This is a genomic window from Pseudomonadota bacterium (genome assembly GCA_034660915.1).
In the GTDB taxonomy this organism is placed as follows: domain Bacteria; phylum Desulfobacterota; class Anaeroferrophillalia; order Anaeroferrophillales; family Anaeroferrophillaceae; genus DQWO01.
In genome coordinates this window covers 1-16,540 of record JAYEKE010000066.1, presented here as the reverse complement: position 1 = coordinate 16,540, position 16,540 = coordinate 1, and the positions used below count along the sequence as shown (strand labels likewise).

Sequence of the window (16,540 nt, the reverse complement as noted above, 5' to 3'; positions counted from 1 at the left end):
TAATGCCCGGAGATAATGTGACCATAGTGGGTAACCTGATTACACCTATCGCCATGGAAGAAGGTTTGCGTTTTGCGATTCGTGAAGGCGGTCGGACGGTTGGTGCCGGGGTCGTCAGCGAAGTTATTGAATAAGCTTTTATGACTGGTTGAGTGGATATCTATTATGAGAGATTTGATTACTTTGGCTTGTGGTGAATGTAAACAGCGGAATTATACCACAACCAAGAATAAGAGAACAACACCTGATAAGTTACAGATAAAAAAATACTGTCGTTTCTGTCGTACCCATACGCTTCATAAGGAAACAAAGTAGTTTGACAGGTTGCGTAGGCCAGTAGCTCTAATGGCTAGAGCACCGGACTCCAAATCCGGGTGTTGGGGGTTCGAATCCCTCCTGGCCTGCCAGAATATAAAAGAAATTCGATTCGCAATATCATATTGTCGGATACAGGTTTCAGGGGGTTGGAGTTGGCTGATATAAGAGAAGGCGTGGGGAATCTGGTTCAATATTTTCAGGACTCTAAAGTTGAGCTGAAAAAGGTAACCTGGCCGAGTCGTAAAGAAACCCTGGGCTTAACGTGGATAGTCCTGATTTTTGTTATTATTATTTCTCTTTTTCTTGGTGTTTCAGATCTGGGGCTTTCAAAGCTGGTCAAGTTAATTCTGGGAGCTTAACAGTTATTTTCTTCACTCTGCTTTCTGTGGTGGAGGCAGATCATCGGTACTTCCCCTGGTTGGATGTATGTGGTAGTTTTGGCCGAAGGCTTTATTGTTCCGGTTTTGCCGGGTTAGGGAATTCATGGCAAAGAAGTGGTATGTGATACACGCCTATTCAGGGTATGAGAATAAGGTGAAGCACTCCCTTGAGGAGCGGATTAAGCTCTTTAATGTGGAAGACAGTTTTGATGAGGTGGTGGTTCCCACTGAGCAAGTCCTTGAGATGGTCAGGGGTAAAAAAAGAACAATTCAACGTAAGTTCTTTCCCGGTTATGTGCTGGTTAAGATGGAACTTAACGATGAGACCTGGCATGTAGTGAAGGATACTCCCAAGGTGACCGGTTTTGTCGGTGGAGGGCAGTCCCCTCGCTCGATTTCAGATGAGGAAGCTCAGTCTCTTTTGAATCGAATTGCTGAAGGGGAGATGAAGCCCAAGCCCAAAATCGCTTTTGAGGTTGGGGAAAATGTCAGGGTTACCGAAGGGGCATTCGCGAACTTTACCGGCACAGTTGATGAAATTCTTCTTGATAAGGGAAAAGTCAGAGTGCTGGTCAGTATTTTTGGCCGGCCGACCCCGATAGAAATAGAATTTAGTCAGGTTGAAAAAATTTGACAGGTGAAATGCGTGGAGGAGTGCAGTTTCCTTGCCCCTTTTGGAAAACTCGCAACGGTTAGTCCGGTCTTTCGTGCATGCCGGTCGTTAATGAGGATATACCGCAGCTGGCCTGAATGGTTACAGCCGTTTTTTTGCTTGGGAGGAAAAGTATGGCTAAAAAAGTTAAAGGGATGATAAAATTGCAGATACCGGCTGGCCAGGCCAATCCATCTCCACCGGTGGGCCCGGCTCTTGGTCAGCAAGGGGTTAACATTATGGAGTTTTGTAAATCTTTTAATGCTAAGACCCAGCAGCAACAGGGGATGATTATCCCGGTGGTTATAACGGTGTATGCTGATCGATCTTTCAGTTTTATTACTAAAACACCACCGGCATCTGATCTGCTGAAAAAAGCGGCTAAACTTGAGAAGGGATCAGGTGAACCAAACAAAAATAAAATTGGTATAGTAAGTGCCGCTCAGGTGCAGGAAATAGCGCAGCTGAAAATGCCTGATTTGAATGCCAAAACCATGGAAGCGGCGATGAAAATTATAGAGGGTTCAGCTCGTAGTATGGGAATTGTGGTTGAAGGGTAGAGATGTTCTGGCATATATTCCCGGTTATTTTGATGGTAAAAGGTGAATAAAAAATGGCTAAAAAAGGAAAAAAATACCTGGCAAGCAGAGTCAAGGTTGAACCTTTGAAAAAATATCTGCTGATGGATGGTTTGTTCCTGGTTAAGGAATTGGCCCCGGCCAACTTTGATGAATCCATTGATATCGCTATCAGGTTGGGGGTTGATCCCCGGCAGGCTGATCAGAACGTAAGGGGTGCTGTCCTTCTGCCTCATGGAACGGGGAAAAAGGTGCGGGTTGTGGTCTTTGCCAAGGGGGAAAAAGAGAAGGAAGCCCGTGATGCCGGGGCTGATGAGGTGGGAGCCGAAGAACTGGCCAAAAAGATTAATGATGGGTGGCTGGATTTTGATAAGGCCGTGGCAACTCCGGACATGATGGGGGTTGTCGGTAAATTGGGAAGGGTTCTCGGGCCTCGAGGATTAATGCCAAACCCTAAAGTTGGAACTGTTACCTTTGACATAGGTAAGGCAGTGCAGGATATTAAAGCCGGTAAAGTCGATTTTCGCGCCGAGAAGGCGGGAATTATTCATGCTTCCGTGGGTAAGGCATCTTTTGAGGTTGAAAAACTGGGAGAAAATATCCGGGCTCTGATTGAATTACTGAACCGGATGAAGCCGGCTTCAAGTAAGGGTATATACATGAAGACCATGACAGTATCTTCTACTATGGGACCTGGTGTTGATATTGATATTGCCAGCGTCAAAAACTGATGTACTTGAAATAACCTGTTAACCTTAGCCAGAGACCGCAGGTGGTGCCGGAAATTATAAACCGGCATTATAAAATCCTGCCGAGGCCATCCGATCGTACCTTCTGTTTATTATCCATTCAGATCAGAAGAATCATCTATGGGTTTTCCACTCTTTTGGCTAACTAAATATATTGATAAAAGGAGGTGAGAGCGTGGAAAAATCCGAAAAAAAAGCCATGGTCGAGTATTTATCGACCCAATTTTCTAAGGCCCAGGCTGCTTTTCTGACTGATTACCGAGGTTTGGATGTTGAAAAACTTTCCGGCTTACGTAATAAATTGGAAGAACAGGGTGCCGAGTATCGGGTGATAAAAAATACCCTGGCTAAAATTGCCGCAAAGGGAACCATAGTTGAGGCATGCAGCGAGTATTTACAGGGTCCCAATGCTATGGCCCTGGTTTATGATGATCCGGCGGCCGCGGCCAAAGTATTGGTTGATTTTGTCAAACAAGAAAAAAAGCTGGAAGTGAAAGTTGGTGTCCTGGGGGATTCAGTACTTTCTGCTGCTGATATTATCCATTTGGCCTCATTACCAGGAAAAGATGTCCTGAGGGCCCAGATGTTGGGAACTATAAACGCTGTTCCAGGTGGACTGGTTAATGTCCTGAGTGGTGTTATTCGATCCTTGGTGCAAGTTCTGAGTGCAGTTCAGGAAGCCAAGGAATAAAAATAAATTTGATCAACCGTGCAGGGATGGTTTGCCATAAAGCCATTCAGAGCGTTATTTTAGAAACCCAAGAGGAGTGAATCATGGCTGAAATTACCAAGGAAGATGTAATAAAATTTATTGAAAATATGACTGTTCTTGAGCTTTCCGAGCTGGTGAAAGAACTGGAAGAGAAATTTGGCGTTTCAGCGGCTGCCCCGATGGCAATGGCTGCTATGCCAGTTGCCGGAGATGCCGGAGCGGCAGCGGCAGAAGAACAGACTGAATTTGATGTGGTACTGACTGGCTTTGGTGAAAAGAAGATCCAGGTTATTAAAGTTGTTCGTGAGATTACCAGCTTGGGACTTAAGGAAGCCAAGGCCCTGGTTGAAGAAGCCCCTAAGGCGGTTAAAGAGGGGGTTTCTAAAGATGAAGCCGCACAGCTGGTTGAGAAAATTGAGGCTGTGGGCGGTTCCGCAGAAATTAAATAAACGACACACAAGCTTTTTGATGCAGAGGTAAGGGGTAGGGGGGGGTTCCCTATCCCTTATGCTGTTTTATTTGACAGTCCTTTCTCCTCAGCTTTGTATCTTGTCCTACAATAAGGCAGTTGTTTGTTAACTTGCCAAAACCTACCAAGAAGAGGTTAGTGCTCTATGGTATCTCCAAGGACTAATATACCCCGTTACCGAAACAATTTTGCATCAATTGAAGATGTGGTGGATCTTCCCTTTCTGCTGGATATTCAGCTGGTAGCATATCAGCGCTTTCTTCAGGCAGATGTTTCTGCAGACCAGCGTCAGGAAAGTGGTTTGCAGGGTGTCTTTAAGAGTGTATTTCCCATAAAAGACTTTTACGGTACATCATCAATTGAGTTTGTCAGCTATAGTTTGGGTAAACCGCGGTACAGTGAGCAGGAATGTATGCTCAAAGGGTTGACGTATGCGATGCCTATCCGGGTTACGGTGAGGCTGATAATCTGGGATCTTGATGAGGAAGGTGAAACACGTTCAATCCGGGACATCAAAGAACAAGAGGTTTATTTTGGCGAAATTCCGCTGATGACCGGCAGAGGGACATTTATTGTCAACGGGACAGAGCGGATAATTGTCAGCCAACTTCACCGCTCTCCCGGGGTGTTTTTTGCCCAGGAAGAGGCTAAAACCACCACCAGTTCCATGCCGATTTACAGCGCCAGGGTAATCCCCTACCGTGGATCATGGATAGATTTTGAATTTGATAGCAAAGATATCATCCACGTACGTATTGACCGGCGGCGAAAATTGCCGGCCACCATTCTATTGCGGGCATTGGGGTATTCCACCGAGGAATTACTGAACTTTTTTTATGATAGCTTAACCATAATTCACGAAGGCGATGATTTATTTCGTCTTATTGACTATGACAACTATGATTTGATTGGCAGTTATAAATGTTCGGTTGATATTCTTCATCCTGAGACGGGTGAAGTTTTGCTGAAAAAAGGACGCAAGGTAAATAAAACAGCCTTTAAACGGATGAAGACAGCGGAACTGAGCCGGATTACCATACCTAAAGAAGAAGTGATGGGAACGTTTGCTTCCCATGATATAGTTGATCAGGATACCGGCGAAATACTGGTTGAATGTAACCAGGAGATTACCGAGGAGCTGCTGGCAGGGTTATGCGCTTCTTCAATAACCGAGTTCAAGGTGCTCTTTATTGATAATATCAATGTAGGTTCTTTCCTTCGAGATACCCTGTTGATGGATAAAATGTTGCTTTCCACCGAAGAGCGGGAACAAGCGGCTGAAGAGGGTAAAAGTGAAAAGGAGATGGAAATCGAGAAGGCGATGCTGGAGATATATCGCCGGCTGCGTCCGGGGGAACCCCCGACCGTTGAAACGGCAGCCTCACTTTTTCATAACCTCTTTTTCAATCCGGAACGCTATGATCTTTCCCGGGTTGGGCGGTTGAAGATTAATCACAAGCTGGAAACTGAGCAGCCGCTGGACTGTAAAACCCTGACCAAGGAAGATATTATTGCCATTGTCCGTTACCTTATTTCGCTGCGCAATGGTAAAGGTATGGTTGATGATATTGATCATCTTGGTAACCGCCGGGTACGGACAGTGGGTGAACTGGTGGAAAACCAGTATCGTATTGGTTTGGTCAGGATGGAAAAATCAATCAGGGAGCGGATGAGCCTCCAGGAAATTGAAACGGCCATGCCACATGACCTGATTAATTCAAAACCGGTAGCGGCAGCTATTAAGGAATTTTTCGGTAGCAGCCAGTTGTCACAGTTTATGGATCAAACGAATCCATTGTCTGAGATTACCCATAAGCGTCGGTTAAGTGCCTTGGGTCCGGGAGGACTGACCCGTGAACGGGCCGGATTTGAAGTGCGGGATGTTCATCCCACTCATTATGGTCGTATCTGTCCCATTGAGACCCCTGAAGGGCCCAATATTGGCTTAATTGCTTCTCTCAGCACCTATGCCCGGGTGAATGAGTTTGGTTTTGTTGAGACCCCTTACCGGGTGGTGAAAGATGGGAAGGTAACCAGCGAAATTCGTTACCTGTATGCCATGGATGAAGACGGGAAGACTATTGCCCAGGCAAATGCTCCTCTTAAAGAAAATGGTGAATTTGTCAATGAGCTGGTTTCCGCCCGGAATACCGGCGATTTCCTGATGGTCAGCCCCGAAAATATTGATTACATGGATGTGTCGCCAAAACAACTTGTAAGTGTAGCCGCAGCCCTGATTCCTTTTTTGGAACACGATGATGCTAACCGGGCGCTTATGGGTTCCAATATGCAGCGCCAGGCAGTACCATTGTTGCTGGCTGAAGCCCCGATGGTGGGAACCGGAATGGAAAAACAGGTGGCCCAGGATTCAGGTATCTCGGTGGTTGCCAAACGTGATGGTATGGTTGAATATGTGGATGGCAGTAAAATAGTTGTCCGTTGTGAAACCGAGCAGGAACTGCAGGATGTCGGAGTTGATATCTATCCCTTGATTAAATTCTGGCGTTCAAATCAGAATACCTGTTTTAATCATACGCCCTTAGTCAGGAATGGAGACCTTGTTCAGGCTGGTGATATTCTTGCTGATGGCCCGGCTATGGATCAGGGTGAGTTGGCTTTGGGACATAATGTCATGGTGGCCTTCATGCCTTGGGGTGGATATAATTATGAGGATTCCATCCTCATCAATGAACGGATGATTCGTGAAGATAAATTTACCTCCATTCATATTGATGTTTTTGAGGTTGTTTCCCGGGATACCAAATTGGGACCTGAGGAAATAACCAGAGATATTCCCAATGTCGGGGATGAAGTGTTGGGAAGCCTGGATGCAGAAGGCATTATTCATGTGGGGGCCCATGTGGATCCAAGTGATATTCTGGTGGGTAAAATTACTCCGAAGGGAGAAACCCAGCTGTCTCCCGAGGAAAAGCTGTTAAGGGCCATATTTGGTGAAAAAGCGGGTGAAGTTCGAGATACTTCATTGCGGGTGCCTCCGGGAGTGAAAGGTGTAGTTATTGATACCAAGACTTTCTCCCGCAAAGGCTATGGGGTCAAAGATTATGGAGCTGAAGACCGGGAACAGGAAACGGTACAGGTCCGCAAGGAGATTCAGGAAGAGATCCAGATTGTTCGTAACAGTGTCAATGAAAAAATCCGGGAATTACTGGTTGGTCGAACATTGATGGCCGACTTGCTGGGGCATAAAGGGGAGGTTGTGCTGCCCCGCAAGAAAAAACTGACTGTCGATATGGTGGCCATGGTTAGCTATGATCTCTGTCGGAATCTGGCCATTAAGGCTGGAACGGACATTGAAGATAAAATTAATCGATTGATTGATTTTTTTGAAGAACGGCTTGAGCAGTTGAACCTGTCGCTGGAAGACAAAATAGAGAATATCAAGCGAGGAGATGAACTGCCGCCGGGGGTCAATAAGATGGTCAAGGTTTATGTGGCCATAAAGCGAAAACTGTCGGTGGGTGATAAAATGTCAGGACGGCATGGGAATAAAGGCGTGCTTTCCCGCATTGTGCCCACGGAAGATATGCCCTATATGGCTGATGGTACCAGCGTTGATATTGTCTTGAATCCTCTTGGTGTGCCATCCCGGATGAATGTTGGTCAGATTCTGGAAACCCATCTGGGATGGGCTGCCAGGGGTTTGGGAGCGCAGATAAATACCTTTTTGCAGGAAAACTACGCTCCTGATAAATTGCGGCAGAAATTGGAGAAGATATACAGTTGTGATCATGATGTCAGTTCGAATATTGCCAGTATGGGTGATGATGATGTCTGCCGTTTAGCTGCCAAGTTGGCAAATTTTGTCCCGATGGCCACCCCGGTTTTTGATGGGACCAGCGAGGAACAGATCAAAAACTGTCTACAGGAGGCAGGTTTGCCTGAAGGTGGCCAGATTACCTTATACGATGGTCGGACCGGGGAACCTTTTGATCGGGAGGTAACGGTAGGCTATATGTATATGCTTAAGCTGCATCATCTGGTTGATGATAAAATGCATGCCCGTTCCATTGGTCCCTATTCACTGGTTACCCAGCAACCTCTGGGTGGTAAAGCCCAGTTTGGTGGCCAGCGTCTGGGAGAAATGGAAGTCTGGGCTCTGGAAGCATATGGGGCTGCCTATACCCTGCAGGAGTTTCTGACGGTTAAATCAGATGATGTTGCCGGCCGAACAAGAATGTATGAGGCGATAGTTAAGGGCCGTAATGTGTTGGAATCCGGTATCCCAGAATCATTTAATGTCCTGGTTAAAGAACTGGAGAGCCTGTGTCTGGATGTTGATCTGGAAGAAAAAAAAGACTAGCAGTAATTACCCTGCATTCCTGGAGGACTAATGAGAGATATTCTGAGTTTTTTTGAAAAGCCAAAAGATTCGCTGAACTTTTCAGCTATCCGCATCCGCCTGGCTTCACCAGAGAAAATCCGCGAGTGGTCTTTTGGTGAGGTAAAAAAGCCGGAAACCATTAACTACCGTACCTTTAAGCCGGAACGGGATGGATTGTTCTGTGCCAAAATTTTTGGGCCGGTAAAAGATTTTGAATGTAACTGCGGTAAATATAAACGGATGAAACACCGTGGTATTGTTTGTGAAAAATGTGGGGTGGAAGTTATTCAATCCAAGGTCCGCCGGTCCAGAATGGGGCATATTGAATTGGCGTCACCGGTGGCTCATATCTGGTTTCTCAAAAGCCTGCCAAGTCGTATTGCCCAGATTCTTGATATGACCCAGAGGGATGTGGAGAAAGTTCTCTATTTTGAAAATTATGTGGTGCTGGATCCGGGGAAAACTCCCTTAAACTATGGGGAACTGATTACTGAGGATAAGTTCCGCCAGCTGCAGGAAGAATTTAATGATGAGTTTGTCTGTGGTATCGGGGCTGAAGCCGTCAAAACCATGCTGGCCAATGTGAATGTAGATGAGGTATGTGTTTTATTGCGGCAGGAAATGTCCGAAACCGGTTCGGAAGCGAAGAAAAAGAAGATTGCCAAGCGACTTAAAGTTCTGGAGGATTTTCGCAAGTCGGATAACCGGCCGGAATGGATGATCCTCGATGTTATTCCCATTCTACCACCGGATTTACGTCCCCTGGTTCCCCTGGATGGTGGTCGTTTTGCCACTTCAGATCTGAACGATTTATATCGTCGGGTTATTAATCGTAATAATCGTTTGAAACGCCTCATTGACTTAAAAGCACCATGGATTATTATCTGTAACGAAAAACGGATGCTGCAGGAGTCGGTGGACGCCCTTTTTGATAACGGGCGTCGTGGACGGGCAATTGCCGGGGCTAATAAGCGGCCGTTGAAATCCCTTAGTGACATGTTGAAAGGGAAACAGGGTCGATTTCGGCAGAACCTGCTGGGTAAGCGGGTTGATTATTCCGGCCGTTCAGTTATTGTAGTTGGGCCCGAATTACGCCTGCATCAGTGTGGTCTGCCAAAAAAGATGGCTTTGGAATTATTTAAGCCGTTTATATACAGTAAACTGATGGAACGGGGGTATGTCTCCACTATCAAGAGTGCTAAAAAAATGGTGGAGCAGGAGAAGTCTGAGGCTTGGGATCTTCTTGAAGAGGTGATTACTGAACATCCGGTAATGTTGAACCGGGCTCCAACTCTGCACCGGTTGGGAATCCAGGCCTTTGAGCCGGTGTTGACGGAAGGTAAGGCTATTCGGCTGCATCCGCTGGTGTGTACTGCTTTTAATGCTGATTTTGATGGGGACCAGATGGCTGTTCATGTTCCCCTTTCTGTTGATGCCCAGGTGGAAGCCCGGGTCCTGATGATGTCCACTAATAATATTCTTTCACCGGCGAGTGGTAAGCCAATTATTGTCCCGACTCAGGATATCGTCCTTGGTTTGTACTGGTTGACCCGGGAACGGCCTTTTTCCAAGGGCTCCGGTAAAATTTTCGCCACCGAAGATGAGGTCAGGATTGCCTACGATGCCGGTGCGGTCCATATGCAGGCACCGATTAAAGTGATGATTGATGGTGAATTGGTTGATACTACGGTAGGTCGAATTATTTTCAAGGAAATTGTTCCTGCTGAGATTGCTTTCAGCCGTTATAACAAGACCCTTGATAAAAAAAGTTTATCCAATCTTTTTGAGCATATCTACTTGGTTGTCGCGGATAAAAAAACGGTTCTATTTGCCGACCAGGCGAAAGATCTGGGTTATCGTATGGCTACCCAGGCAGCGATTTCCATTTGTGTTGATGACCTGAAAATTCCGGCTAAGAAGGATGAAATGATTGCGGCCACCTATGCCCGGGTGCGGGAGATTGATAACCAGTATACTAATGGTCTGATCACTTCCGGTGAAAGATATAATAAAGTCGTTGACCTTTGGTCAACAACGACGGATCAGCTTGCGACTGAAATGATGAATAAGCTGAGTAAAGAAACAGTTCTGGATGAACATGGTCAGGAACAGGAAATCAAATCATTTAATTCCATTTATATGATGGCTGACTCCGGAGCCAGGGGTAACCAGCAGCAGATTCGGCAGTTGGCCGGCATGCGTGGTCTGATGGCCAAACCTTCCGGCGATATCATTGAAAATCCTATTGTTGCTAACTTCCGCGAGGGCTTGAACGTTCTTCAGTATTTTATTTCAACCCATGGAGCGCGTAAAGGTCTGGCGGATACTGCCCTGAAGACAGCGAACTCAGGTTATCTCACCAGAAGACTGGTGGATGTAGCTCAGGATGCGATTATTGCTGAGGAAGACTGTGGAACCCTGGATGGTATTTATGTGAACTCGCTTACCGAGGGTGGTGAGGTGATCGAGCGAATGGTTGACCGGGTCTTGGGGCGGGTCGCTCTTGATGATATCTATTCCCCATATACTGATGAAGTGATTGTGGAAGCCAACCAGGAAATTACCGAAGAACTTGCCCAGAAAATTGAAGATGCAGGTATTGACCGGGTAAAAATTCGTTCAGTACTCACCTGTCAGGCAAAACAGGGTATTTGTGCCCTTTGCTATGGTCGGGACTTGGCACGTGGCCGTACGGTAATTCAGGGTGAAGCGGTTGGGGTTATTGCCGCCCAATCCATTGGTGAACCGGGAACTCAGTTGACCATGCGGACTTTCCACATTGGTGGAACCGCCAGTGGGCGGGCAGAAAAGTCGATGCTTGAAGCTAAAACCGACGGCATGATGAGCTTCATTAATGTTGAGACAGTGAGAAATCGGGATGGTTTGCTGGTGGTTTTAAACCGTAATGGTGAATTGGCAATTGTTGATCAGGATGGTCGGAAGAAAGAGCGGACCAAGATTTCCCTGGGTGCCCGGTTGTCTGTTAATGATGGTGATCAGGTAAAAGTGGGGCAAATGTTGGCGGAATGGGATCCTTTTACAATTCCCATAATCACCGCGGTTGCCGGTAAGGTGAAATATGGGGATATTAGTGATGGGGTAACAGTCAAGGAACTTATTGATAACTTGACGGGGTTGTCTCGCCGGGTAGTTGTCGAACCTAAAGATGCTACCCTGCGTCCCCGGATTTCCATTAAGGATGAAAATAATCGAACTATCAAAATGAAGGGCGGTAAAGGTGTCGCCCGCTACCTGCTGTCAGATGGGGTTCACATCCTTAAGAATGAGGGAGAGGAAGTTCATGCCGGTGATATTATTGCTAATATTCCCCGGGCAACAACAAAAACCAAAGATATTACCGGCGGTCTCCCCCGGGTGGTAGAGTTGTTCGAAGCCCGAAAACCGAAAGAATTTGCCATAATTTCCGAAGTTGAAGGTATTATTTCCTTTGGCAAGGTTACCAAGGGGAAACGTAAAGTAGTGGTAACCCCGGAAGTTGGTGAGCCGGCAGAGTACCTTATCCCCAAAGGGAAATATGTTATAGTTCATGTGGGAGATAAGGTGATGGCGGGTGAAGCGCTGGTTGATGGTCCGACGAACCCTCATGATATTCTTAAAGCCCTCGGGGTTAAAGAATTGGCCAAATACCTGGTTAATGAAGTCCAGGAGGTTTACCGGCTGCAGGGGGTGCGGATTAATGACAAACACATTGAGGTAATTGTCCGGCAGATGCTGCGGCGGGTAAAAATTGTTGATCCGGGAGATACCCGTTTCCTGATGGATGAAAATGTCGAAAGGATCATATTTGAAGAAGAAAATGAAGCGGTAGTTGCCGCGGGAAAACAGGCGGCAGTTGGCGAACCGCTCTTTTTGGGGATTACCAAGGCTTCTTTAAGTACGGAGAGCTTTATTTCAGCCGCGTCATTCCAGGAAACCACCAAGGTGTTGACTCAGGCCAGTGTCGAAGGAAAGGCCGATTGCCTGATTGGATTGAAAGAAAATGTTATTATGGGGCGCTTGATTCCAGCGGGTACCGGTAGCCGGCAGTTCAATAAAATGAGGCTAGGCATTGATCAGCCGGAGGTTCCTGAGGCTGAGATTGATGAAATGGATAGTGATATTCTGATTCCTGCTGAGACTGATGCCGGTGCATTACCAGGGGGTGTCGGAAAAAACGGGGCATAGTTCTATCTGCAGGGGGGGAAGATACTCTGTCGTGCTCTGATGGCTTGATGAGAAAAAAATGGGGGAGGGGAGACCCTCCCCCTTACCCCTTGGTTGATCGGTGGCTGGGAGGTTTTAACGAAAACAGCAAATGGGAATTTTTTGATTCTCAAATGAGAAAGGATATGGGTTATGGCTCTTGATGAAGTATTGATTTCCCGAGCAATTATTGACCGCTATCACCAGAAACTGGTAGATCATTTGAACCTTGACGTTGCGATTGTCGGGGGTGGCCCTGCTGGTCTGGTCGCGGCCTACTATCTGGCAAAAGCCGGGAAAAAGGTTGCCATGTATGAACGCAAACTCAGCATAGGTGGCGGCATGTGGGGCGGCGGGATGATGTTTAATGAAATCGTCGTTCAGAAAGAGGGCTTGCGGATATTGGATGAATTTGGGGTTCAATATCAGGAATATAAATCAGGATATTATACCGCAAGTTCCATCGAATCAGTAGCGGTGCTGCTGGCAAAAACCTGTCAGGCAGGGGCAACTATTTTTAACCTGTTTTCAGTTGAAGATGTCATGGTTCGAGATGATCGAGTCTGCGGCCTGGTTTTGAACTGGTCTCCGGTGGAAATGGCAGGTCTTCATGTTGATCCATTGGTGGTCAGAGCCAAGTATGTTATCGATGCCACCGGTCATGATGCTGAAGTGATAGATGTTATCCAGCGTAAAGCCGGATTTGATCTGTTGACGGAAACCGGAAAGATTATGGGAGAAAAATCCCTGTGGGCCGAAGTTGCTGAACAGGCGACGGTGGATAATACCAAGGAGGTGTATCCCGGAACTTTTGTGGCGGGAATGGCTGCCAATGCTACCTTTGGTGCCAATCGCATGGGGCCGGTTTTCGGCGGTATGCTGCTCTCCGGGGAACGGGTAGCGCAAGCCATTATTGGACTTCTGGATGCCGGAGAATAAATCGTCTGTTTTCCGTGTTCTTGACGCAAACCTGAATCGTCTGCGGGAAGGGTTGCGGGTGGTAGAGGAACACTGCCGGTTGGGGCAAAATGATCGATCATTTATCCAGCTGAAAGAAATCCGCCATCTTTTGCAAAAAATTTATCCTCCGAAGTTGGAAGCCTTATGTCTTCAGGCCCGGCAGGCTGATGATGATGTGGGAAACCGGAGCTTCAACTCCAGTGAGGCCAGCCGTGATGATTCCCGGGCAGTATTACGGGCGGGGCTGAAAAGATCCCAGGAAGCCAGCCGGGTTATTGAGGAATATGCCAAGATAATTAATGAAGATGATGTCTCCCGGAAGGCTAAAAGCTTGCGTTTTTCTCTTTATACGCTGGAGAAAAAGCTGCTCATATCTCTGAAAGACAAGGTTTCTTCATGGTTTGATGGGGACCGGAACTATGCGCTTTACCTGGTGGTTGATGAAGCGTCTTATCATGGCCATGACCTGTTGACTGATCTGAAAATGGCATTAATTGCGGGTGTTAACCTGCTGCAACTGCGGCAAAAGCGATCCGGTGATCAGCATTTCCTGTCACGGGCTCTTCAGCTGAAAACCCTGTGTACAGAATATCAGCTGCCATTTATTGTCAATGATCGCCCTGATATTGCCTTTTTATCAGCTGCTGATGGCTTGCATCTGGGGCAGGATGATCTGGATATTGACGCAGCCCGCAAAATTGTCGGTGAAGAAATGCCCATCGGCCGTTCTACCCATTCCCTGGAACAGGCCCTGGCGGCTGAAGCTGAAGGTGCTGACTATATTGGTTTTGGGCCGGTATTTAAAACCGCGAGCAAAGAAAAACCGGATCCGGTTGTGGGAATTGATAGCTTGCGGGAGGTGGTTTGCCAGGTTTCCATCCCGGTAGTGGCTATCGGTGGCATCAATCATGAGAATATCGCCTTGGTAAGGGATACAGGGACAGCCAGTATCGGGGTTATCCGGGCAATTCTGGCCAGTGATGATTTCAGTCGGGCGACCCATGATTTGCTGGCTTGTTTCCAGTAATTAACTTCAGAGGAAATTATTATGACTCAATTGACAGCCGCCCGTCAGGGCAAGCTGACGCCACAGATGGAACATGTTCTTGCCGATGAGCCGATCTCTGCCCTGGCATTGCAAACCGGAATAGCTGAAGGCAGTATTGTTATCCCGGCAAATCGCAATCATCAACGACTCACCCCTTATGGAATTGGTCGGGGTCTGCGGGTCAAAGTGAATGCCAACATCGGTACATCTTCCGATCTGCAAAGCCTGGATAGTGAACTGGAAAAACTGCAGGCTGCCATTGATAGTGGTGCCCACGCGGTAATGGATCTCAGCACCGGTGGTGAAATCAATCATGTCCGCCGTGAAATTCTGTCCTGTTGTCCTGTTCCCTTGGGAACGGTTCCCATTTATCAGGCGGTTACTGAAGGGGTGAAGAAGCGGGGATTTCTTGGCAAAGTAACCGTCGATGATTTTTTTTCAGCGGTGGAAAACCAGGCCGAAGACGGGGTTGATTTTATGACCATTCATTGCGGGGTTACCCTGCGGACGCTGGAAGCGTTGCGACGGAGTAGCCGGATTACTGATGTGGTCAGTCGGGGCGGTGCTTTTCTGGTTGAATGGATGATTTATAATAATCGTGAAAATCCTTTTTATGAACATTATGATCGCTTGCTGGAACTGGCTCGTGAATATGATGTTACCTTGAGCCTGGGTGATGGTTTGCGTCCCGGCTGCCTTGCGGATGCCACGGATCGACCCCAGGTTCAGGAGTTGATTTACCTTGGCGAGCTGACTGAACGGGCCTGGGACGCGGACGTTCAGGTGATGATTGAAGGACCTGGTCATGTCCCCATTGACCAGATTGAGGCTAACGTTCTCCTGGAAAAAAAGTTGTGCAAAGGAGCGCCATTTTATGTGCTGGGACCCTTGGTTACTGATGTGGCCCCAGGTTATGATCACCTGGTCGGGGCCATCGGCGGGGCGATAGCTGCCAAAGCCGGGGCGGATTTCCTCTGCTATGTAACCCCGGCTGAACATCTGAAACTGCCGGATGCTGATGATGTGAAAGAGGGGGTTATCGCTTCCCGGATCGCCGCTCATGCCGCCGATATCGCCCATGGTCTTCCCGGGGCCCTGGAATGGGATAATCAGATGGCGGCCAAGCGCAAGCAACTGGACTGGGAAGGCCAGATTTCCCTGGCCATTGATCCGCAGAAAGCCAGGAAGTTTCGCGAGAGTGCGCCGCCGGCTGACCAGCAGGTTTGCAGTATGTGTGGAGAATTTTGCGCTATTAAAAAACTTGAATCGTATCTACACCCTCAGAAGAATAAGGAAAAATGATGAAACCGATGAATTTTGCTAAAATGAATGGGCTGATTACGGTTATTGCCCAGGATTATAAGACTGATGAAGTGCTGATGGTGGCTTTCATGAATCAGGAAGCCTGGGAGGAAACCCTGGCTACCAGAAGGGCCTGCTATTTCAGCCGTTCAAGAAATCGACTCTGGCGCAAAGGTGAGGAGTCGGGAAATGTGCAGTTGATCAAGGAGATTCTGGTAGATTGTGACCAGGATGCCGTGGTGCTGAAGGTTGAACAGGTTGGTGGGGCTGCCTGCCATACAGGATATAATAGCTGTTTTTATACCAGAATTAACCCCGACGGTTCGGAAACCATTACCAAGGATGCCAAGGTTTTTGATCCGGATACTGTCTACGGGAAAAAATAAAAATAAAGGAAAGGTATAAGGTTAAAGGTTAAAGGTTAAAGGTTAAAGATTAAAGGTTAAAGGTTAAAGGTTAAAGGTTAAAGGTTAAAGGTTAAAGGTTAAAGGTTCCTTACACCATAAACCGTATACCGTAAAAGGAGTCATCATGAAACTGCGTTTGGGTATTCCCAAAGGTTCGCTGCAGGATGCGACCATAGATCTATTTAAAAATGCCGGTTACAGAATCCGTACCAGTTCCCGGTCATATTTCCCCACGATTGATGATCCGGAAATCGAGTGCATGTTAATACGAGCCCAGGAAATGGCCCGTTATGTGGAAAGCGGCATTCTTGATGCCGGGATTACCGGTCATGACTGGGTTAAGGAAAATGATGCCAAAGTACTGGAACTAACTGAATTGCAGTATGCCAAGGCGACGCTCAATAAAGTCCGCTGGGTGCT

General features: G+C 47.2%; 15 protein-coding genes and 1 tRNA gene. All 16 read left to right on the top strand.

The annotated features are described in order from the left end of the window. Positions 1–134: elongation factor Tu (gene tuf / locus U9P07_04015; GenBank protein ID MEA2108564.1), on the top strand; the 134-nt coding region annotated here is incomplete at its 5' end. 28 nt (positions 135–162) lie between these two features. Beyond that, complete coding sequence (rpmG, locus tag U9P07_04010) at positions 163–315, top strand: 50S ribosomal protein L33 (protein ID MEA2108563.1); 153 nt, start codon at positions 163–165, stop codon at positions 313–315. Positions 316–330: 15 nt separating this feature from the next. Further along, positions 331–407 (top strand) — tRNA-Trp (locus tag U9P07_04005). A gap of 63 nt (positions 408–470) precedes the next feature. Further along, entirely contained in the window at positions 471–677 is a 207-nt protein-coding gene (gene secE, locus U9P07_04000) for a preprotein translocase subunit SecE (protein MEA2108562.1), read from the top strand. Between the two features lie 124 nt (positions 678–801). Next, positions 802–1,332 (top strand): transcription termination/antitermination protein NusG, encoded by a 531-nt coding sequence (gene nusG / locus U9P07_03995; protein ID MEA2108561.1) that lies wholly within the window; start codon positions 802–804, stop codon positions 1,330–1,332. Between the two features lie 152 nt (positions 1,333–1,484). After that, on the top strand, positions 1,485–1,910 hold the full coding sequence (gene rplK / locus U9P07_03990; GenBank protein MEA2108560.1) for a 50S ribosomal protein L11: 426 nt from the start codon (positions 1,485–1,487) through the stop codon (positions 1,908–1,910). A gap of 53 nt (positions 1,911–1,963) precedes the next feature. Beyond that, on the top strand, positions 1,964–2,659 hold the full coding sequence (gene rplA, locus U9P07_03985) for a 50S ribosomal protein L1 (GenBank protein MEA2108559.1): 696 nt from the start codon (positions 1,964–1,966) through the stop codon (positions 2,657–2,659). 193 nt (positions 2,660–2,852) lie between these two features. Next, entirely contained in the window at positions 2,853–3,368 is a 516-nt protein-coding gene (rplJ, locus tag U9P07_03980) for a 50S ribosomal protein L10 (GenBank protein ID MEA2108558.1), read from the top strand. An 83-nt stretch (positions 3,369–3,451) separates the two neighbouring features. Beyond that, positions 3,452–3,838, top strand: coding sequence for a 50S ribosomal protein L7/L12 (gene rplL / locus U9P07_03975; protein ID MEA2108557.1), 387 nt, complete (start codon positions 3,452–3,454; stop codon positions 3,836–3,838). 165 nt (positions 3,839–4,003) lie between these two features. Continuing rightward, positions 4,004–8,179 carry a DNA-directed RNA polymerase subunit beta gene (gene rpoB / locus U9P07_03970; protein ID MEA2108556.1) on the top strand — a complete coding sequence of 1,392 codons (4,176 nt, stop codon included), beginning with the start codon at positions 4,004–4,006 and terminating at the stop codon, positions 8,177–8,179. 30 nt (positions 8,180–8,209) lie between these two features. Then, the gene (gene rpoC, locus U9P07_03965) at positions 8,210–12,385 is read left to right on the top strand and encodes a DNA-directed RNA polymerase subunit beta' (protein ID MEA2108555.1); all 4,176 of its coding nucleotides are present in this window, start codon (positions 8,210–8,212) and stop codon (positions 12,383–12,385) included. A 171-nt stretch (positions 12,386–12,556) separates the two neighbouring features. Then, positions 12,557–13,342: a sulfide-dependent adenosine diphosphate thiazole synthase gene (locus tag U9P07_03960; protein ID MEA2108554.1), complete on the top strand. Its 786-nt coding sequence runs from the start codon at positions 12,557–12,559 to the stop codon at positions 13,340–13,342. Further along, positions 13,329–14,390, top strand: coding sequence for a thiamine phosphate synthase (locus U9P07_03955; GenBank protein MEA2108553.1), 1,062 nt, complete (start codon positions 13,329–13,331; stop codon positions 14,388–14,390). Before U9P07_03960 ends, U9P07_03955 begins: the two co-directional genes overlap by 14 nt. Before the next feature lie 21 nt (positions 14,391–14,411). Then, positions 14,412–15,713: a phosphomethylpyrimidine synthase ThiC gene (gene thiC / locus U9P07_03950; protein ID MEA2108552.1), complete on the top strand. Its 1,302-nt coding sequence runs from the start codon at positions 14,412–14,414 to the stop codon at positions 15,711–15,713. Beyond that, positions 15,713–16,099 (top strand): phosphoribosyl-AMP cyclohydrolase, encoded by a 387-nt coding sequence (gene hisI, locus U9P07_03945; GenBank protein MEA2108551.1) that lies wholly within the window; start codon positions 15,713–15,715, stop codon positions 16,097–16,099. The genes thiC and hisI overlap by 1 nt, the downstream gene beginning before the upstream one ends. A 145-nt stretch (positions 16,100–16,244) precedes the next feature. After that, positions 16,245–16,540 (top strand): ATP phosphoribosyltransferase (gene hisG / locus U9P07_03940; protein MEA2108550.1); only part of this gene is annotated, 296 nt, incomplete at its 3' end.